Origin of the sequence: Halobaculum roseum, assembly GCF_019880245.1 — an archaeon.
Classification (GTDB): domain Archaea; phylum Halobacteriota; class Halobacteria; order Halobacteriales; family Haloferacaceae; genus Halobaculum; species Halobaculum roseum.
Genome location: NZ_CP082286.1, coordinates 2732756 through 2751867 on the forward strand (window position 1 = coordinate 2732756; position 19112 = coordinate 2751867).

Annotated in this window: 17 protein-coding genes; 10 read left to right on the forward strand and 7 right to left on the reverse strand. The window is 71.1% G+C overall.

The features are described 5' to 3' along the window. Positions 1-181: 181 nt before the first annotated feature. Entirely contained in the window at positions 182-1498 is a 1317-nt protein-coding gene (locus K6T36_RS13930) for an NAD(P)/FAD-dependent oxidoreductase (RefSeq protein ID WP_222921803.1), read from the reverse strand. A gap of 105 nt (positions 1499-1603) precedes the next feature. On the opposite strand from K6T36_RS13930, the gene K6T36_RS13935 reads away from it, so the two are divergent. Both K6T36_RS13935 and K6T36_RS13940 read left to right on the forward strand, forming a co-directional pair. Then, positions 1604-1993 (forward strand): hypothetical protein, encoded by a 390-nt coding sequence (locus K6T36_RS13935; protein ID WP_222921804.1) that lies wholly within the window; start codon positions 1604-1606, stop codon positions 1991-1993. Between the two features lie 123 nt (positions 1994-2116). Continuing rightward, the gene (locus tag K6T36_RS13940) at positions 2117-2650 is read left to right on the forward strand and encodes a DUF5815 family protein (protein WP_222921805.1); all 534 of its coding nucleotides are present in this window, start codon (positions 2117-2119) and stop codon (positions 2648-2650) included. A gap of 237 nt (positions 2651-2887) precedes the next feature. Here K6T36_RS13940 and K6T36_RS13945 read toward each other — a convergent pair whose 3' ends face one another. Beyond that, positions 2888-3901: an LD-carboxypeptidase gene (locus K6T36_RS13945; RefSeq protein ID WP_222921806.1), complete on the reverse strand. Its 1014-nt coding sequence runs from the start codon at positions 3899-3901 to the stop codon at positions 2888-2890. Positions 3902-4037: 136 nt separating this feature from the next. On the opposite strand from K6T36_RS13945, the gene carB reads away from it, so the two are divergent. Next, positions 4038-7397, forward strand: a complete 3360-nt coding sequence (carB, locus tag K6T36_RS13950; RefSeq protein WP_222921807.1) for a carbamoyl-phosphate synthase large subunit — start codon at positions 4038-4040, stop codon at positions 7395-7397. Between the two features lie 103 nt (positions 7398-7500). Next, positions 7501-8172: an HD domain-containing protein gene (locus tag K6T36_RS13955; RefSeq protein WP_222921808.1), complete on the forward strand. Its 672-nt coding sequence runs from the start codon at positions 7501-7503 to the stop codon at positions 8170-8172. A gap of 28 nt (positions 8173-8200) precedes the next feature. On the opposite strand, the gene K6T36_RS13960 is transcribed toward K6T36_RS13955, so the two are convergent. Continuing rightward, positions 8201-9022, reverse strand: coding sequence for an NAD(+)/NADH kinase (locus tag K6T36_RS13960; RefSeq protein ID WP_222921809.1), 822 nt, complete (start codon positions 9020-9022; stop codon positions 8201-8203). 251 nt (positions 9023-9273) lie between these two features. Here K6T36_RS13960 and K6T36_RS13965 point away from each other — a divergent pair, with 251 nt between their 5' ends. Then, positions 9274-10674, forward strand: a complete 1401-nt coding sequence (locus K6T36_RS13965) for a KaiC domain-containing protein (RefSeq protein ID WP_222921810.1) — start codon at positions 9274-9276, stop codon at positions 10672-10674. A gap of 238 nt (positions 10675-10912) precedes the next feature. Further along, positions 10913-11404 carry a universal stress protein gene (locus K6T36_RS13970; protein WP_222921811.1) on the forward strand — a complete coding sequence of 164 codons (492 nt, stop codon included), beginning with the start codon at positions 10913-10915 and terminating at the stop codon, positions 11402-11404. Between the two features lie 54 nt (positions 11405-11458). Here the strand turns inward: K6T36_RS13970 and K6T36_RS13975 are convergent, their stop codons facing one another. Both K6T36_RS13975 and K6T36_RS13980 read right to left on the reverse strand, forming a co-directional pair. Continuing rightward, entirely contained in the window at positions 11459-12163 is a 705-nt protein-coding gene (locus tag K6T36_RS13975) for a class I SAM-dependent methyltransferase (protein WP_222921812.1), read from the reverse strand. Positions 12164-12263: 100 nt separating this feature from the next. Next, positions 12264-12656: a PPOX class F420-dependent oxidoreductase gene (locus tag K6T36_RS13980; RefSeq protein WP_222921813.1), complete on the reverse strand. Its 393-nt coding sequence runs from the start codon at positions 12654-12656 to the stop codon at positions 12264-12266. Positions 12657-12917: 261 nt separating this feature from the next. On the opposite strand from K6T36_RS13980, the gene K6T36_RS13985 reads away from it, so the two are divergent. Both K6T36_RS13985 and K6T36_RS13990 read left to right on the forward strand, forming a co-directional pair. Then, positions 12918-13190, forward strand: a complete 273-nt coding sequence (locus K6T36_RS13985) for a MarR family transcriptional regulator (protein ID WP_222921814.1) — start codon at positions 12918-12920, stop codon at positions 13188-13190. A 124-nt stretch (positions 13191-13314) separates the two neighbouring features. Beyond that, positions 13315-14229, forward strand: coding sequence for a glycosyltransferase family 2 protein (locus tag K6T36_RS13990; RefSeq protein ID WP_222921815.1), 915 nt, complete (start codon positions 13315-13317; stop codon positions 14227-14229). A gap of 102 nt (positions 14230-14331) precedes the next feature. Here K6T36_RS13990 and K6T36_RS13995 read toward each other — a convergent pair whose 3' ends face one another. After that, positions 14332-15165 (reverse strand): amidohydrolase family protein, encoded by an 834-nt coding sequence (locus tag K6T36_RS13995; protein ID WP_222921816.1) that lies wholly within the window; start codon positions 15163-15165, stop codon positions 14332-14334. Between the two features lie 211 nt (positions 15166-15376). On the opposite strand from K6T36_RS13995, the gene thsA reads away from it, so the two are divergent. Both thsA and K6T36_RS14005 read left to right on the forward strand, forming a co-directional pair. After that, positions 15377-16936 (forward strand): thermosome subunit alpha, encoded by a 1560-nt coding sequence (gene thsA / locus K6T36_RS14000; protein ID WP_222923469.1) that lies wholly within the window; start codon positions 15377-15379, stop codon positions 16934-16936. A gap of 152 nt (positions 16937-17088) precedes the next feature. After that, the gene (locus K6T36_RS14005) at positions 17089-18444 is read left to right on the forward strand and encodes an APC family permease (protein WP_222921817.1); all 1356 of its coding nucleotides are present in this window, start codon (positions 17089-17091) and stop codon (positions 18442-18444) included. Positions 18445-18493: 49 nt separating this feature from the next. Here the strand turns inward: K6T36_RS14005 and K6T36_RS14010 are convergent, their stop codons facing one another. Then, positions 18494-19090 carry a trimeric intracellular cation channel family protein gene (locus K6T36_RS14010; RefSeq protein ID WP_222923470.1) on the reverse strand — a complete coding sequence of 199 codons (597 nt, stop codon included), beginning with the start codon at positions 19088-19090 and terminating at the stop codon, positions 18494-18496. Positions 19091-19112: the final 22 nt, after the last annotated feature.

The window sequence follows — 19112 nt, forward strand, 5'->3', positions numbered from 1 at the left end:
GTGGAAGTGAACCGACTCACGAGGAGAGTCCGGTACAGAGACGGCTCGAATACGCGGAATTTCGGCTGTTCGATCTGTACTCTCCGGGCGGAAGTGAACGTCGACGCGACCGCGGCGCCGCGGGACCTCGATCCCGACGGCGGGTCCCGGACCGCCGCGGGGGACCGACCGTCCCCGAGGATCAGCTCCCGAGGATCCGGTCGGCGCACTCGTAGCCGGCGACGACGCCGCCGTTCAGGCTGCGCTCGGGGTACTGCGCCTCGCTGGCCATCCCCGCGTAGTAGAGGCCGGCGGCGACCTCGTCGCTCAGATCGTAGGGGACGACCAGGTCGAGGTAGCCGCGCTCGTAGACGGGCGCCGCCCGCGGCGCGCGCGCGAGCCGGAACTCGGTGACCGCCTCGCGCGAGAAGTCGGGGAACATCTCCACGACGTGATCGAGCCAGCGGTCCTCGATCTCCTCTTCGTCGGCGGTCGCGAGCCACTCGTCCTCGGTTTGCACGTAGCTGGCGACGTACAGGAGGTGGTCGCCGCCGTAGCGTTCGGGCGGCACGAAGTTCGTGTGCTCGATGAGCGCGCCGAAGGGGGCGTCGTGGGCGATGTTGAGCCAGTAGGTGTCCGTCAGCGGCTCGTCCATCGTGACCACCGCGCAGACGGCCCCCTGGAAGTCGATGTCGCAGGCGTACCCCGTCAGGTCCTCCAGCACGTTCGGCATCGTCGCGACGACGACGCCGTCGACGGCCTCCGTTCGCGTCTCGCCGTCCTGCTCGACGGTGATCGCGGAGGCCGCGTCGCCGTCCATGTCGAGGTCGACGACGCGCGCGTTCGTCTCGACGTTCTCCATCCCGACGTCCTCGACCAGCGCCTCGATGACGGGGGCGAAGCCGCCGTCGAAGTAGCCGAGGATCTCCCCACGGAGGAGGTCGCGCTCGCCGCGGAACTTCACCCGACCTAGGAGCCAGGCGGCGCTCACGTCGTCCTTGCGGCTGCCGAACTTCGCGTCCAGCAGTGGCTCGAAGAAGTTCTCGTACACGCCGCGGGAGGTGTGTTCGACGAGGAACTCCCGGATCGGCACGTCCTCGAAGTCCGCGAGGTCGTCGTACGTGTCGAACGAGGGGATCCCGCCGCGCACGTCGATCTCCAGGGTGAGCATCCCCAGCCGGAACTTGTCGTACACGCTCATGTGCGGGTATGCGAGGATCTGCCACGGCGTGTCCAGCGGGTGCACGACGCCGTCGACGTAGTAGGCGTTCTTCCCGACGAGCCACTCCAGGCGGTCGCCGACGCCCAGCTCCTCGGCCAGCTCGACGATCGTCTCCTCGGACTTCGAGAGGTGGTGGTAGAACTGCTCGATGTCGTCGCCCGCGGTCCCGTAGGTGCGCGCGAGCCCGCCCAGCGCGTCCTCGCCGCCGGCCTCGTACACCGTCACCTCGCGCCCGTTCGCGCGCAGGCGGCGGGCGGCGGCCAGGCCCGCGATGCCGCCGCCGACGATAGCGATCATGCCGTGGACTGCGGGACGGCGTGGCAAGTCGCTTGTGGATGGGCGCCGGGACCGATCGCGTGGGCGGCGGGAACGCTGAAACCGCTGGCGACCGAACGCCGACGCATGACGGACGACGACATCGAGGTGGAGGTCGAGGTGGAAGTGGAGGTCGACGGCGACGAACTGGAGGTCGAGGTCGGCGACGCGACCGAGTACGAGGCCGAGTTGGAGACCGACGGGCTGGAGATCGAAGTCGAGGTGGAGGTGGAGCGCCACGGCGGAAGCGACCACGGGGAACACGGTCACGAGGGCGCGGGAGACGAGGACGGGGACGGGGAGCGCGAAGAGCACGGGGAGGAGCAGCACGAGAAGGAGGACCACGAGGAGGGGAAGGGCGTGCTCGACCCGGACGAGCCCGAGCACGGGCAGGTCGGCGAGCCGGAGCACGAGGCCGACGTGGACGCGGAGCCGGACCCCGACGCGGAGGGACCGGCCCACGAGAACTACGAGTGACGGCGGGCGACGGGTTCGGGGCGGGGTGGTCGGCCGGACGCGACCCCGGACCGGAAGACGCGCGACCGCACCGGCGTCGGCGACGAACGCGCTTTTTAACCCGTGCGGGAGCCAACGGCGGGTATGAGCGAACCGCGCGTCCCCGGAGGCGGGGACGACGCCGTCGAGCTGCCGTGCGGCGAGACGCGGCCGATGTCGGTGTTCGACCTCGGCATGCGCGAGTACGACTGCGCGTGCGGGGCGACCCACGGCGTCGTCACCGACGTGAACCCGCCCGAGCGCTTCCTCCCGGAGTTCCTGGTCGGGACGCTGCGGGAGGCCGTCGAGACGACCAGCGACGAGATGCCGGAGTTCGGCACCCCGCACCTGATGGGCATCGTGCTGGAGGAGTTCCCCGAACGGGTGACGGCCGTCGACGCCAGCGAGAACCCCGACATGGGCTACTCGATGCTGTGGGTGACGGCGTTCGACTCCCGGCGCCTCCACGAGATCGTCGTCGAGTTGGTGATCGAGCTGATGGAACACGCCGTCAGCCACGCCGAGGACTCGACGGCGATGACACAGTTCGAGGAGCAGATGCTGGAGTTCGACGTGACGGAGTTCGTCGACCAGTACCGCGCGGAGCGCGACCTGGACGCCGACGACGTGTACGTCTGATCCTCCGGTGTTCCGGGTGGGGTCGCTGTAGTCGGTACCGTCGGTTCGGCGGTCGTGACTGGCGGGACCCTGACCGCACCGGCGACCGCTTCAGTGACGGGGATGGAGACTTCGACAGCGACAGTTACGGCGACAGCGACGACGACCGCGAAAGTCCCGCCTGTTGCTCGGACGGGCCAGCGTGGCATTCGCGTGGTCGGTGTGCGCGCTCGCGGTGGGTGTGATCCGTCGTGCCCGTCAGTCGAACCGAAGCGTCTCGTCTGCGTGGTCGAGCGTCGCGGTCGCGCCGAGGGGGAGCGGAACCGTCGGCGACGTGTGACCGAAGTCGACGTCGAAGACGGCGGTCGTCTCCGGGGCGTAGCGGTCGAGTTCGCGGGTCGCCCCTTCGCGGATGGCCGCGCGGTAGTCGTCGAACTCCGGATCGCGGTCGCTGGCGGGGTTGTAGGCCTGCGGTCGCCCGACGAGCAGGCCGTCGAAGCGGTCCAGCCACCCCCGCTCGCCGAGCGAGCGGAGCACGTACCCCACCTCCTCGGGCCGCGGCAGCGTCTCCGACGTCTCCAGCGCGAGCACCGCCCCGTCGAGGTCGTCTGGGTCCGGGAGATACCGACCCGTCTGGAGGTGCCACGCGACGATCGCGAGGCTCCCGCCCCACACCGGCCCGGTCGCGCGACCGCGGTCGCGCCACGTCCACCCCGGCGCGTCGAACCACTCCCGCGGGCCGCCGGTCTCGAAGTCGTACCACCGGTCGGTCCACTCGCTCGCGGGGGCGACCTCGCCCAGCGTCTCCTCGAACAGCGCGCGTTCGAGGTAGCGGGCGGTGTACGGGTGCAGATCCGGGTCGACCGTCACGTCGGGGTGCGCCTGCACGCCGTAGCTCACGAGGCCCGCGTTCCACAGGAACAGGCGGAGATTGTCGTTGTCCGAGTAGCCGAAGAAGCGCGCGCGGTGTTCCCGGAGGTGATCGGCGTCGAGATGCCGCAGCACGCGCAGTTGATCGTCGCCGCCGGTGGCGGCCAGCACCGCCTCGCACTCCGCGAACGCGTCGTGGATGTCCCGGGCGCGTGCGGCCGGTGCGGCCGGCCCCCCCTCCGGGTCGCGCTCGGCGGTCGGATACCGGGTCACGGCCAGATCGAACGCCGACTCCAGTCGGTCCGCGGCGATATCGAGGCGTCCGTCGGCGACCGGCCGCGACGGGGCGACCAGGCCGACCCTGTCGCCGGCCGAGAGCGCCGGCGCACGGATGAACTGCATACGTGCGACGTCCGCGGCGGCCGCCTAAACTCTCGGCCCGGTGTGTCACTCACCCGCATTACGAATTTCGTAAAGTCGCTACGAAAATCGGTACGAGTCGTCGGCCTTATTACGATGAACGCACTCGGTGGCGGTAATGAGTCAGGACACCGACGAGGAGACCCGGACCATTCTCCTCATCGGCAGCGGGCCCATCCAGATCGGACAGGCGGCAGAGTTCGACTACTCCGGCGCGCAGGCGTGTCGCGCGCTGCAGGAGGAGGGCGCGCGAGTCGTCCTCGTCAACTCCAACCCGGCGACGATCATGACGGACCCGGAGATGGCGGACAAGGTGTACATCGAGCCGATCACCACCGAGGCGATCTCGGAGGTCATCGCGAAAGAGCAGCCCGACGGCGTCATCGCCGGCCTGGGCGGCCAGACCGGCCTCAACGTCACCGCCGAGCTGGCCGAGGAGGGCGTGCTCGAGGAGCACGACGTGGAGATCATGGGGACTCCCCTCGACACCATCTACGCGACCGAGGATCGCGACCTGTTCCGCCAGCGCATGGAGGAACTGGGCCAGCCGGTCCCCGCCTCGACGACCATCTCGATGGACGAGGACGAGTCGGTCTCGCAGCTCACCGAGGACGACCTCCGCGAGCGCGTCGAGGACGCCGTCGACGAGGTGGGCGGCCTCCCGGTCATCGCGCGCACGACCTACACGCTCGGCGGGAGCGGGTCGGGCGTCGTCGACGACATGGACGAGCTGATCGACCGCGTGCGCAAGGGCCTGCGCCTCTCGCGCAACTCGGAGGTGCTCATCACCGAGTCCATCTCCGGGTGGGTCGAGCTGGAGTACGAGGTGATGCGCGACGCCGACAACTCCTGTGTCATCATCTGCAACATGGAGAACCTCGACCCGATGGGCATCCACACGGGCGAGTCCACCGTCGTCACGCCCTCGCAGGTCATCCCCGACGACGGCCACCAGGAGATGCGCGACGCCGCGCTCGAAGTGATCCGCGACCTGGGCATCCAGGGCGGCTGTAACATCCAGTTCGCCTGGCGCGACGACGGCACCCCCGGCGGCGAGTACCGCGTCGTCGAGGTGAACCCGCGCGTCTCGCGCTCCTCGGCGCTGGCGTCGAAGGCGACCGGCTACCCCATCGCCCGCGTCACCGCGAAGGTCGCGCTCGGCAAGCGCCTGCACGAGATCACCAACGAGATCACCGGCGAGACGACCGCCGCCTTCGAGCCGGCCATCGACTACGTCGTCACGAAGGTGCCGCGCTGGCCCATCGACAAGTTCGAGGAGACCGACTTCACGCTCTCGACGGCGATGAAGTCGACCGGCGAGGCGATGGCCATCGGGCGCACCTTCGAGGAGAGCCTCCTGAAGGCGCTCCGGAGCTCCGAGTACGACCCCGCCGTCGACTTCGGCGACCTGGAGGACGACGAACTGACCGAGCAGTACCTCGAACGCCCGAGCCCCGACCGGCCGTACGCGATGTTCGAGGCGTTCGAGCGCGGGTTCTCGGTCGATGAGGTCGTCGAGGCGACCGGCATCTACGAGTGGTACGTCGAGCGCTTCCACCGCATCGTCGAGGCGAGCAAGGAGGTCGTCGACGGCGAGTTCACCGAGGCGGCGACCGCGGGCTTCACGAACGCGGAGATCAGCGCGCTCGCGGGCAACGTCTTCGAGGACTCCAGCCTCACGTGGCTCCCCGAGACGCGCGGCGCGTGGCGCGAGGCGAGCGACGCGACCGCGGCCGCCGCGACCGCCGGCGGCGACGCCGATGCCGACGCTGGCGGCGACCTCCCGGTGTCGGCGGCCCGCGCGGGCGTCGGCGAGGTCGAGGCGAACGTCCCCGGCCGGACGTACAAGCAGGTCGACACCTGCGCGGGCGAGTTCCAGGCGTCGACGCCGTACTACTACTCCTCGCGCAAGCCCGAGTGGTTCTCCGGCCCGTTCGAGGGCGACGCCGCCGGCGGCGAGCTCCGCGTCGACCGCGACGCCGAGAGCGTCGTCGTCGTGGGCGGCGGCCCCATCCGCATCGGCCAGGGCGTCGAGTTCGACTACTGCTCGGTCCACGCGGTGCGCGCGCTGCGCGAGCAGGGCATCGACGCCCACGTCGTCAACAACAACCCCGAGACCGTCTCCACCGACTACGACACCTCCGACGGGCTGTTCTTCGAGCCCATCACCGCCGAGGAGGTCGCCGACGTGATCGAGGCGACCGCCGCCGACGGCGTGATGATCCAGTTCGGCGGGCAGACCTCCGTCGACATCGGCGAGCCGCTGGCGGACGAACTCGACCGCCGCGGCGTCGAGTGCGACATCATGGGCACCTCCGTCGAGGCGATGGACCTGGCGGAGGACCGCGACCGCTTCAACCGCCTCATGGACGAGCGCGGCATCGCCCAGCCGGAGGGCGGCTCCGCCACCAGCGAGGAGGAGGCGCTGGAACTCGCGCGCGACATCGGCTACCCGGTCCTGGTCCGTCCGAGCTACGTGCTCGGCGGGCGCGCGATGCGCGTCGTCGACGACGACGACGAGCTGAGGGAGTACATCGAGGAGGCCGTGCGCGTCTCCCCGGACAAGCCGATCCTCGTCGACGAGTTCCTCGCGGACGCGGTCGAACTCGACGTGGACGCCGTCGCAGACGGCGAGGACGTGCTCATCGGCGGCGTGATGGAGCACGTCGAGGCCGCGGGCGTCCACTCGGGCGACTCCGCCTGCGTCATCCCGCCGCGCTCGCTGGACGACGAGACGTTGGCCCGCGTGCGCGAGGTGACCGAGGAGATCGCCGACGCCCTCGACACGGTCGGCCTCATGAACGTCCAGCTCGCGGTTCGTGACGGCGAGGTGTACGTGCTGGAGGCGAACCCGCGCTCCTCGCGCACCGTCCCGTTCGTCTCGAAGGCGACGGGCGTCCCCATCGCGAAGCTCGCCGCGCGCGTGATGGCCGGCGAGTCGCTCGCGGACATCGGCGCCGAGGAGTCGGTGCCCGAGCACTTCTCGGTGAAGGAGGTCGTCCTCCCGTTCGACCGCCTGCCGAACTCGGACCCGCGGCTCGGCCCCGAGATGAAGTCGACGGGCGAGGTGATGGGCACCGCGAGCGACTTCGGCGTCGCCTACGGCAAGGCGCTCGACGCCGCCGGCCAGCGGCTCCCCGACGGCGGCACGGTCGCCTTCGAGACCGTCGGCGACAGCCTCCCGCTGAAGGGCACCGAGGGGTACGAGCACCTCCGCGCGGGCTTAGAGGAGTACTACGAGATCGAGCCGGTCGGCGACGTGGAGGAGGCCCTGCGCCGCGGCGACATCGACCTCCTGATCTCCGACGAGGTCGACGCGCTGCGGGCGGCCGTCACCGAGGAGGTCGCGTACCTCTCGACGACCGAGTCCGTCGAGGCGTCGCTTTCGGCGCTCGCCTCCCGCGGGAAGGACCTGGACGTGCTCGCGGTCTCCGAGCGCCCGCGCCACAACGAGGCGTGGGGGCGCGCCGACGACTGAAACGACGCTGACGGCCGAAGCGGCGCCGACCCCCGATTCCGACTCCCGATCCTCGGCTTCGACCCCCGACCCGCTTTTCACGCCGCTCCGCGAACGACGGCCCATGACCGACGACGCTCCGTCCTCGACCGACGACGCACCCGAGCCGGTAGCCGACTCGCTTCCGGACGACCTCGCGGAGGTGTTCCCCGCGTACGCCGAGATCGCCGACCCCGACCTCCGCGTCGGCGTCCGCGACGCGTACGCGGTCGCGCTCGCGGAGACCGACTGGGCCGACCTCGACGCGGTGCCGTGGCTCCCGGACGAGCAGGCCCGGCTGGGCCTCCCCGACGAGACGAACGTCAGGCACGTCAACGACGTGGCGGCGCTGGCGACGGCGCTCGCGGACGCGTTGCTCGCGCGTCGCCCCGAGTCGGGGCTCGACCGCGACCTCGTCGTCGCGGGCGCGCTCCTCCACGACATCAGCAAACTGTACGAGTTCGGTCCCGGGGACGCCGACGCGTTCGACGGGGACGAGGGTCCCGAGGGCGACGAGGGGACCGCGGACGGCCGGTCCGGCACCGAGTACTACGACCTCCTCGGCCACCCGTACGTCGGCGTCCACGTCTGTGAGGCCGCGGGGCTGTCGGTCGAACTCTCACACGTCGTGCTCTCACACACCGGCCGCACCGCCGTCGAACCGGCGACGCTGGAGGCCGAGATCGTGAAGCGGGCCGACGAGGTCGCCGCCGCGGCGATCCGAGCGCGGGCGCTGGAGGACCTGCGCGACGCCTGAGGCGGGGCGGGAACCGTCCCCGCGGCGGCTACTCCAGCTTCCCGAGCGCCTCGAAGAAGTCCGCGGAGGGCCCGGCGATCCGGACGGGCGGCCCCGTCGTCGCGACGGTCACCTCCGTCGGCACGTCGAACGAGCGCCCGCCGCGCCCGTCGGTGATAACGATCGCCTCATCGGCGTCGGTGAGGGTGAGGCTCACCGACGTGTCCGGTCCCGTCACCAGCGGGGGCATTCCGTCCTCGGCGCACATCTCGGTGACGACGAGACCGTCGACCGACGGGTGGACGAGCGGGCCGCCCTCCGAGAGGTTGTACGCGGTCGACCCGGTCGGGGTCGACACGAGGACGCCGTCCGCGTGGCCGCTGGAGTACAGCGAGCCGTCGACGCGGACCTCGTAGCCGACCCCGCCGCCGCGCCCGCGGCGCCCGCCCTGGACGACGATCTCGTTGGCCGCCGGCTCCGAGCGCCACCCGTCGCAGGCGGCCGCGAGCCGGGGTGCCTCACGGACGCGCATCCCCTCCCCGCGAAACGCCTCCACCTCGTCGAGGACGGCGTCGACGGCCTCGCCCGGGGAGACGGCGTTGAGGAACCCGACCTCGCCGAGGTTGACGCCGAGGATCGGCACGCCGCCGGCGCCGCGGGCGGCGAAGAGGAAGGTGCCGTCGCCGCCGATCGAGACGACGAGATCGACGCCGTCCATCGCGGAGACGGGGACGCCGTCGAGGTCGAGCGCGTCGGCGGTCGCCTCGTCGACGGCGACGCGCACGTCGGCCGCACGGAGCCTGTCGCGCAGGTCCTCCGCGAGGTACGCCGCGCGGTTGTTCCCCCGCTGAGCGACGATGCCGACTTCCATACGCGGACCTCGCCGTCCCCGGGCAAAAAGCCACCCGACAGCGATCGCTCCCCGCGACGACGGCCCCCGGACAACGGGCTCCCGACACGGCAGCCGCACGGCGTGGGTCGGCGCCGGCGACGCGCTGGGGAACATTCATGCCGGCGGCCCGTCTCCGGGGTGACGATGAGCGAACGGCCGACGCCGGCGCGCGCCGCCCGCGACCCGCCACGGCAGGCGCCGGTCGGTCGAGCTCACGGGAGGGGTCGACCGTGAGCGACGACGACGATTGGTTCGAGCGCGCCCTCCGCGAGGACGACCGGGACGACGACGGAGACAGGTCCGACGACGAGCGGGCGGACGACGCGGACAGTGCGGACAACGCAGACGGCGGGAACGGGGCAGACGACGCGAACCCCGCAGACGGCGTGGACGATGAGGAGGCGAGCGTCGACGGCGACGGCGACGGCGACCGCGACGCGGCGTCGCCGGACGACTCGCCGTTCGACGCCGACGTCGAGGGGGTCGACGAGGGGTTCGACGACATCGCCGACGACTCGTTCGGGGCCGCGGTCGAGGGCGACTTCGAGGGCGACGCCCCTGACGGCGCCGAGCCGGAGTCCGTCGACGGCGACGGGTTCGACGGCGGCGGGTTCGGCGGTCTCGACGGGAGCGGCGGCGTCGACGACGGTCCGGCGGCGGACCCGTTCGGCGGCCCGCGAGAGGGGTCGGAGGACGACGGGGCCGAGGACTCGGAGCCCGCCGATCGCGACGACAGCCCCGGCGAGGACCCGTTCGGCGAGGGCTTCGGCGCGGCGATGCGGAACACACCCGGGGCTGGCGGTCCGGACGGCGGTGCTGGCGGCGGGGGACCGGCGGAGCCGGGGAGCGACGACTTCGGCGGCGGGTTCGGCGACTTCGGGGGTGACTTCGGGGGCGGCGGCCCCGAGTTCGACGAGGAGGAGTTCGACTCCGACATCGCCCGTATCGACATCGGCATCGAGGGGCTCGACGAGATGATCCTCGGCGGCGTCCCCGAGCGGTCGCTGATGGCCGTCATCGGGAGCGCGGGGACGGGGAAGACGACGTTCGGGCTCCAGTTCCTCAACGAGGCGCTGGAGAACGACGGCGACGCGGTGTACATCACCCTCGAGGAATCGAGGGAGGCGATCCTCTCGACGGCCGAGGAGAAGGGGTGGGAGTACCGACGCTTCGCCGAGGAGGACCGTCTCGCGGTCGTCGCGATGGACCCCATCGAGATGGCGAACTCGCTGGACTCCCTCCGCGACGACATCTCCCGGCTCGTCACCGAGTTCGACGCCGATAGGCTCGTGCTCGACTCCGTCTCGCTGCTGGAGATGATGTACGACCACCCGAGCAAGCGCCGCTCGGAGGTGTTCGACTTCGCCCGCTCGCTGAAACGGGCCGGCGTGACGACGATGCTGACCAGCGAGGCGAGCGAGGACAACCCCTACGCGTCGCGCCACGGCATCGTCGAGTACCTCACCGACGCCGTGTTCGTCCTCCAGTACGTCCGGCCGTCGGACTTCCGGGAGACCCGCCTCGCCGTCGAGATCCAGAAGATCCGCGACGCGAACCACTCCCGGGAGACGAAACCCTACGAGATCATGAGCGACGGGATCTCCGTGTACCGGCAGGCGAACATCTTCTGAACAGGCCGGGGGCACCGACCGGAGGTCACCGACCCTCCACCGTATCCGAGCGCACGCCGCCACATCGCCGAGCGCCGACAACGACCTGTCGGTCAGCCGATCGGAGATCCCGATCCATCACGAAAGTCGCCAATGTAATGGACGTTCATACTCTATCGGTCTGTAATGGTCGATAACTTGTCTTTATTCTCCGAACACATGGACAAATATTTGGTACTGGGGCCATATCGGTGTAGTAATGGCAACTACGAGTTCGAGCATCGACGCGGTGGACGAGGGGGCGATCGGTTCGGGCGCGACGGCGGTCGGCGCGTTCGACCGCGTGCTCCTCGCGGTCGACGGCGACACGGACGAGCGGGTACGGGAGGTGGCGGTCTCGCTAGCGGCGGCACACGGCGCCGAGTTGGACGTGCTGTCGGTGGTACCGCTGGATTCGTCCGTCGACCACTGGGACATGGTCGTCGAGCGTCGCGAGGACGAGGCGGAGGCGGCGCTCGACGGCGCCGGCGAGGTAGCCGACGCCGCGGGCGTTCCGGTCTCGAAGTGGCTCCGCTACGGCACGCCGGCCGAGGAGATCGGCCTGTACGCCGACGGCAACGACGTCGACCTCGTCGTCGTCGCCGAACCGGATCGGAGCGGGTTCAAGCGGCTGTTCTCCCCCTCCAACCTCGCCAGCGACGTTCGGGACGCGACCGCCGTGCCGGTGGTCTCGGTTCCGACGAACGAGTAGCGTGTCGCCACGGGCGGATCGCCGCGGTCGGTCCGCGGTCGCGGGTCGGGCGGGTCAGACCTCGGCCGTCCAGTAGGACACCGACGAGAGCTTCTCCCCGATCGCGTTGCCGCCGACCGTCCGGTCGACCGACCAGAACGGATCGGCGACGGCGTTGGGAACCTCGCGGTAGAAGCCGTACGGGAACACGAAGTCGTGATCGGCGCGACGGAGCCGCAGGCCGGCGCCGTCGATGAGCCGTTCGACCTCCTCGCGCCCGTACAGCCGCGACCCCATCGGAAGTGCCCAGTTGTACAGCACGCGGAACGAGGAGCCGCGGAACGTGTCGAAGAAGACGACGTCCTTCGAGACGCGGGCCATCTCCGCGAGGAACTTCGCGGGGGTGTCCGCGAGGTGGAAGAAGCGCATCGCGAACACGGCGTCGAAGTGGTCGTCGGGGAACGGGAGCCGGGCGGCGTCGCCGCGCATGAACTCGACGGTCGACTCCAGCCCCGCCCGACGCGCCTTCTCGCGCCCCTGCGCGAGCATCGCGTCGGAGATGTCGAGGCCGACGATGTCGGCGCCGCGCTCGGCGAGCATCACGGTGAACCGTCCGGTGCCGCAGGCGATCTCCAGCACCCGCTCGTCCTCGACCGGCGCGAGCGCCTCGAGCACGGCGCGCTTCTCGCGGCGGTCGATGAGCCGTCCGCCCTTCGAGAACCGCTTGTCGTCGTACTCCTCGGCGACCGAGTCGGCCTGGTACCACTCCTGGCCCTTCACACTACCTCGGGGTCCTCGGGCGAACGGTAAAACGATACTGATAGCCCCTCGGCCGCCCCGCGATCCGCGACCACCCGTCGGTCGGTCGCGGACCCCTCGTTCAGCCGCTCGTGACGATCTTCTCGGTCGGGATCCGGACGATGACGCGCGGGCCGGACTCCTCGCCGTGATGGGGGTACTCGTCGACGCCGAAGTACCGGTTCGCCAGTTCGTCGATGTGTTCGACAGCGCCCTCCTCCGTGAGCTCGGCCTCCCCCATGACGGACACGTAGCGGTACGGGTCGTCGGGGTCGGTGACCGAGAGGCCGACCTTCGGGTTGTTCCGGACGTTCCGCTCCTTTCGACGGCCGCGGGCGGTGTTCACGAGCACGTACTCGCGGTCCTCGTGGTCGACCCACACCGGCGTGACCTGCGGCGTGCCGTCGGGCATCACCGTCGAGAGGTGGGCGAACGACTCCGACTCGAAGATGTCGACGTGCGACTCGGGGATCACGTGCCTCCCTCGCACGCGGACCACTTGGTCGTTGGCGTCGACGAGGTAATCGCTGGCGTCGACCCGGGGGTTGGCGTCGCCACCGTGGAGTGATCACGGCGCCGACACGATGGCGACGACGCGCCGCAGATCGCCCGACACCGTCCGGATCACGTCGCGATCGACGCAGGTCGCGATCCGATAATATGCGTATAAGGGATATACACGAGTTGGACTTGTATTGAGGCAACCTTTACCACCACCCTCGGACTTCGCTGAAGTATGAGCACCAGTACCGCGGACCCGGACGCCGCAGACGCGCTCACCGACACAGAATATCGCGACCTCCTCAGCGACCTGCCGCCGAGCGCGAAGCTCGTCGCCAAGGTTCTCGAGGGCGACGCGCCGCTCTCGCAGGGCCAGCTGGCCGAGGAGTCGCTGCTGCCCGACCGCACCGTGCGCTACGCGCTCAACCGGCTCGAGGATCAGGGGCTCGTCGGCTCCCGCTACTCGTTCAAGGACGCGCGCAAGCAAGTCTACTACCTGAACCGGTAGACGATCGACCGGCGCGGCGACGCCGACGCGGTCGTCGTTCGACGCCGTCGCCGGCGGCGGTGCGTTCGGCCCGGATACCGATCGGAATCCCCCCTTTTAAGTCTCCGACTTCCTACCATCGGCTATGGAGCTCTCGGTGGTCGTCCCGACGCTCAACGGTCGGGACAGGCTGGCGGCCAGCCTCGACGCGCTGGCGACCGTCGCGCCGGACGCGGAGGTGATCGTGGTGAACGGTCCCTCCGCCGACGGGACGACCGGGATGGTGCGCGACCGCGACGACGTGGACGTCCTCGTCGAGATCGCGGCGCGCAACGTGAACGTCGCCCGCAACGCGGGACTGGAGGTCGCCGACGGGGACGCGGTCGCCTTCCTCGGCTACGACCACGAGGTGGAGCCCGGCTGGCGCGAGGGCGTCGCCGACGCGTTCGCCGAGGGCGCGTCGGTCGTCACCGGGCCGCTGCGGCGGACGGTGCGCGGCGGCGCGACCAGCGACGGGTTGGAACGGCGCCGCATCGGCGACCGGGAGGTGTCGTACTTCAACGGTCGAAACGTCGTCTTCGCGCGCCCCGTGCTGGATGATCTGGACGGGTTCGACGAGTACCTCGAGACCGGCGGCGCCCGCGACGCCGCCCACCGCCTCGCCGGGATGGGCGTTGACGTGACCTGGAGCGGCGACGCCGCGGCCCGACGGCGCACTGAGGCGACCGACGGCGGGATCGAGCGCCGCGACCTCGGCTGGAAGTACCGGGCGCTCGCGTACCGGCTCGCGAAGAACTACGGGATCCGCCCGACGGTCGTTCGCCGAACGATCAGCCACGCCGTCGGCGACGCCGTGGGCGCGATGCGCGACGTCCTCGGCGGCGAGGCGACCCCGACCTCGTGGGCGCGGAACGGACGCGACGTGGTCGTGGGGATCTCCCGGGGGGCGTCCGACGGGCTCGTCGCCCGCGCGCGGGACCGCTCGCCGAAGCGGAACCCGAACGGCGTCACCGTTCGGGCCGACCGGGCCGTCGCGCGGTACGACCGACGAACCGAGTAGCCGACCGCTCGGAACCGATGGGTGCGGGATTCGGCCGGGGACCCGGGCTGCGGTTCAGAAGCTGGTTCTGGCGTCGATTCAGGAGCCGATTCTGCCGTCGGTTCAGGCGTCGGCGCCGGGCGCCAGTCCCTCGATGACGCGCGCGGCGTTCTTCGAGAGCGCGCGGTCGAGGAGGTCCTCGGGCACGTCGAGCGTGAGCACCTCCATCACGCCCACGTCGGGGTGGGTGTCCGGCGCGCCCGAGCCGAACAGCACGCGGTCGGGGTGTTCGAGGAGGCCGCGTTCGAGCACGTCGCGGAAGCGGACGAACGCGGTGTCGAGGTAGAGGTCGTCGTGGGAGTCCAACAGCTCCAGGGCCTCGTCCATCAGCGTCCGGTCGAGGGGGTAGCCACCGAACGACGAGAGGATCGTCGGGAAGTCGTACGACAGCACCGTGTCGGCGACCGCGCCGGGCGGGTAGCCGCGGCCGGCGTGGACGAGCACCGGTTCGCCGGCGGCCTCGATCTGTTCGAGCGTCGCCTCCGTGGGGAGGCCGTCGTTGACCGGGTCGAGCACGAAGCCGTGGAGGCGGCTGTCGTAGGCGTACTGCTCCACGTCGCCGGGGTCGGTGTGGTGGTCCTCGGGGGCGGCGGCGAGGTTGCGCAGCCGGGAGACGGGCGAGTCGCCGGGATCGCGCGGACCGTTCAGCCGGGCCATCGCGCGGAACGGCCGGTCGACCGAGAGGCGCGCGACCGCGTTGTTCGCGCGGAGGTACCCCTCGCCGGCGGGACGCGGGCCCGGCGCGACGGCCGACTGCACGACGCCGGCCTGGTGCATCTCGCGCTGGAGCCGCTCGGGAGTGATGTCGCGCCCGCGGGAGGCGACGACCGCGCCGTCGTCCGGGTCGAGGCGGGCGTGCACGTCGACCACGCGGAACCCGTGCTCCAACTCCAGCATCTATCACCCCCCAACGACGCGCTCGACTTGAGTGTTGCAGTCTCCGCGCGCCGGTCGAGATCCCGCCGGCCGTCGGGGCTTCGCCGACCGATCCGCCGGCGATACTGACGCGAGCTATCACGTCGCAGTCGGGTAGTTTCCAACCGGATCGGCTACGATAACTTCATATAGAACCACAACCATCCTACTCGTTGATCACTCCATGAGTTACATGCAGCAGCCCCTCTACGTCCTGACGGAGTCGACCCAGCGAACCAGCGGCGCCGACGCGCGCCGGTCGAACGTCGCCGCGGGTCGGGCCGTCGCCGACGCGGTCCGAACGACGCTCGGACCTCGCGGCATGGACAAGATGCTCGTCGACTCCTCGGGCGGCGTGGTCGTCACGAACGACGGCGCGACGATCCTGACGGAGATGGACATCGAGCACCCCGCCGCACGGATGCTCGTCGAGGTCGCAGAGTCCCAGGAGGCGGAGGTCGGCGACGGCACGACGACGGCGGCGGTCCTCGCGGGCGAACTCCTCGCTCGCGCCGAGGACCTCCTCGACGACGACGTCCACGCGACGGCCGTGGTCGAGGGGTACCACGAGGCGCTGCGGCTCGCGCTCGACGCGGTCGACGGCATGCTGATCGACGGCGAGGTCGACCGCGAGGCGCTCGTGACGGTCGCCGAGTCCGCCATGACCGGCAAGGGCACCGGCGACATCGCGACCGGCGTCCTCGCGGGCGTCGTCGTCGACGCGGTCCTCCAGGTGGCCGACGACGACCGCCGCGTCGACCGCGACGACATCCGTGTGTTCACCCGAACGGGCGCCTCCGCGGCGGCGACGGAACTCGTCCGCGGCGTCGTCTTCGAGGAGGGCCCCGCCAACGACAACATGCCCCGCAGCGTCGAGGACGCGACCGTCGCGGTGCTCGACATGAAACTCGACGTCCGCTCGGGCGAGGTCGACACCGAGTACACGATCACCTCCGTCGACCAGCTCGACGCCGCGCTCTCGGCGGAGGACGCCGAGCGCCGCGGCATCGCCGAGACGCTCTCTTCGGCCGGCGTCGACGTGGTGTTCTGCTCGAAGAAGATCTCCGACCCCGTCGCCGCGTACCTCGCTGACGCGGGCATCCTCGCGTTCTCGAACGTGAAGGCGTCGGAGGCGCGCGCGTTCGCCCGCGCCACCGGCGCGCGCCGTCTCGGAACGCTCGACGACATCGAGGCGGACGACCTCGGCACCGCCGCGTCCGTCCGCGTCGAGCGCCACGGCGGCGACGACGTTGCCTTCCTCGAGGGGAGCGACGACTCCCGCACCGTGACGCTGTACGTGCGCGGCTCGACCGACCACGTGGTCGACGAGACCGAGCGCGCCATCGACGACGCCCTCGGCGTGACGGTCGCCGCCTACGAGGACGGCGAGATCGTCCCCGGCGCAGGCGCCGTCGAGGTCGCGATCGCCGACCGGCTCCGCTCGGGCGCCAACGCGGTCACGGGCCGCAAGGCGCTGGCGGTCGAGGCGTTCGCCGACGCCGTCGACGCGATCCCGCGCACCCTCGCGGAGAACGCCGGGCTCGACCCCATCGACGCGCTGGTCGACCTCCGCGCGCGCCACGACAGCGAGGGCGTCGCCGGCATCGTGATCGACGGGCCGTCCGTCGCGATCACCGACCCCCGCGAGGACCACGTCGTCGACCCCGCGGCCGTCAAGCGTGAGGCGCTCGAGTCCGCCACCGAGGCGGCGACGATGATCCTCCGCATCGACGACGTGATCGCGGCGAACTGAGGGGGCGACCGCTCCGCGGTCGACTCCCGAAATCTCCCGGTACTCCGGAACCCCTCTGTACTCCCGAAACCCCTCTGTACTCCGGAACCTCTCGTTCCTCCGCTCCGGGATCGGCCGTGCGAGTTTAGTTTTCGACGCGACCACCGTTCCCCGTGAGCGACGACGGATCGTTCGGCGTCGTCGAGGGGGTGTCGATGGCGCTGGGCGGCATGATCGGCGGGGGGATCTACGCCGTCCTCGGCGTCGTGACCACGATCGCGGGGGCGACGACGTGGGCCGCGTTCGTGCTCGCGGGGGTCGTCGCGCTGTGTGCGGCCTACTCCTACACCGTCCTCAACGCGATCGCCGACCAGAACGGCGGGTCGGTGACGTTCGTCCAGTGTTTCACCGGCAACACCACGCTCGCGGGGATGACGGGCTGGACGCTGCTGTTCGGCTACGTCGGCTCGATGGCGATGTACGCGTTCGCCTTCGGCGAGTTCGCCGTCGCGCTTCCGGCGGTCCCCGAATCGGCGTTCGGGGTCCCGCTTCGCCCGGTCGTGTCCGTGGCCGCGGTGGCGGGGTTCACGGGACTGATCCTGCTCGGGTCGCGCGTAACCGGGCAGGCCGAGAACGTCCTCGTCGGCGCGAAGGTCGCCATCCTGGTCGCCTTCGGCGTCGGCGGGATCGCGTACGTCTACCTCGTCTCGCCCGACCCCGCCGAGTACGGGGTCGGCGGGGTGGCGTCGTTCGGGCCGATCATGGCCGCCGGCGTCTCGTTCGTCGCGTTCCAGGGGTGGCAGCTCCTCTTCTACGACCAGGAGAACATGAGCGACCCCGTCGGGACGACCCGGAGGGCCGTCCTGATATCGATCCCCGCCGCGGTGCTCGTGTACGTGCTCGTCGCCGTCGCCACGTACAATCTCGCGCCGGAGGCGCTCCGGAGCCACCCGCACACCGCGTTGACGGACGCCGCCGCGCGGATCGCGGGCGTGGTCGGCCTCGCGGAGGTCGGCGCGGTGATCATGTCGCTGTCGGCGCTGTTCTCGACCGGGAGCGCGATCAACGCGACGCTGTTCTCGACGGGTCACTTCGCGAAGGGGCTGCTCTCGAAGGACCTGCTTCCCGACCGCGTCGGGGACGCGAGCGCCGACGGCGTCCCCGAGCGGACGCTGCTTTCGCTGGGTGTGATCACGGCCGCCCTCACCGTGGTCGGAACCCTGGGCGCGATCACGAACTTCGCGTCGATCGCGTTCATCGTCGTGTTCGCCGCGATGAGCGCGCTCGCGTTCCGCCACCGCGACGCCGACGCGGTCGATCCCGTCCCGCCGGCGGTCGGTGCCGTCGGCGCCGGCGCGTTCCTCCCCCTGATGACGTGGCACCTGTACACGACCCGGCCGGGCACCTTCTACACGGTCGTCGCGCTGGCGGCGTTCGTCGTCGGCGTCGAGCTGCTGTACTTCGAGCGGGAGACGCTCGCCGAGGAGATCGAACCGGTCGAGGAGATCCTCGACGACGTGGGCGGGTGAGCACGAACTGCACGGGCGGACGGGGACCGGTGCGGGGTCGGCTCGCCGCTCACAGCGACGGCAGCGACCATCCGCGCCGAACCGCGAGCACCCGGAGCACGAACACGCCGAGCGCCACCCCGAGCGTCGCGGTCGCCCCGCGGACGCCGACCGCGCCGGCGACGACGTAGGCGACGCCGCCGCACAGCGCGGGCGTCGCGTAGAAGTCCTCCCGGAGGACGACCGGCACCCGCGCGAGCAACAGGTCCGACAGCGACCCCCCGCCGACGCCGGTGAGCGTCGCGGTGACGACGACGCCGAACGCCGACAGCCCCGCCTCGGCGCCGACGGCGGCCCCCGAGGCAGCGAAGGCGGCGAGCCCGACGGCGTCGGCGACGAGGAACGCCGGATGGTCGCGGACGCGACCCGCCCCGCCGGACAGCGCCCACGCGACGAGGAGGCCGACGCCGACGCCCGCGAGCACGACGAGCACGTCGCCGGTCGAGCGCAGCGCGGCGGGGACGCGCCCGACGAGCACGTCGCGGACGGTGCCGCCGCCGAGCGCGGTGAGCACGCCGAGCGTGGCGACGCCGAAGGGGTCGAGTTCCGCGTCGGCGCCCTTGAGCGACCCCGCGACGGCGAACGCCAGCAGGCCGACGAGGTTCATCGCGGTTACCGCGGCGACGGCG

Excerpts from the sequence above, each read along its gene's own strand:
- K6T36_RS13930 (WP_222921803.1), bottom strand. The coding sequence starts at position 1,498 with ATGATCGCTATCGTCGGCGGCGGCATCGCGGGCCTGGCCGCCGCCCGC.
- K6T36_RS13935 (WP_222921804.1), top strand. The coding sequence starts at position 1,604 with ATGACGGACGACGACATCGAGGTGGAGGTCGAGGTGGAAGTGGAGGTC.
- K6T36_RS13940 (WP_222921805.1), top strand. The coding sequence starts at position 2,117 with ATGAGCGAACCGCGCGTCCCCGGAGGCGGGGACGACGCCGTCGAGCTG.
- K6T36_RS13945 (WP_222921806.1), bottom strand. The coding sequence starts at position 3,901 with ATGCAGTTCATCCGTGCGCCGGCGCTCTCGGCCGGCGACAGGGTCGGC.
- carB (WP_222921807.1), top strand. The coding sequence starts at position 4,038 with ATGAGTCAGGACACCGACGAGGAGACCCGGACCATTCTCCTCATCGGC.
- K6T36_RS13955 (WP_222921808.1), top strand. The coding sequence starts at position 7,501 with ATGACCGACGACGCTCCGTCCTCGACCGACGACGCACCCGAGCCGGTA.
- K6T36_RS13960 (WP_222921809.1), bottom strand. The coding sequence starts at position 9,022 with ATGGAAGTCGGCATCGTCGCTCAGCGGGGGAACAACCGCGCGGCGTAC.
- K6T36_RS13970 (WP_222921811.1), top strand. The coding sequence starts at position 10,913 with ATGGCAACTACGAGTTCGAGCATCGACGCGGTGGACGAGGGGGCGATC.
- K6T36_RS13985 (WP_222921814.1), top strand. The coding sequence starts at position 12,918 with ATGAGCACCAGTACCGCGGACCCGGACGCCGCAGACGCGCTCACCGAC.
- K6T36_RS13990 (WP_222921815.1), top strand. The coding sequence starts at position 13,315 with ATGGAGCTCTCGGTGGTCGTCCCGACGCTCAACGGTCGGGACAGGCTG.
- K6T36_RS13995 (WP_222921816.1), bottom strand. The coding sequence starts at position 15,165 with ATGCTGGAGTTGGAGCACGGGTTCCGCGTGGTCGACGTGCACGCCCGC.
- thsA (WP_222923469.1), top strand. The coding sequence starts at position 15,377 with ATGCAGCAGCCCCTCTACGTCCTGACGGAGTCGACCCAGCGAACCAGC.
- K6T36_RS14010 (WP_222923470.1), bottom strand. The coding sequence starts at position 19,090 with ATGAACCTCGTCGGCCTGCTGGCGTTCGCCGTCGCGGGGTCGCTCAAG.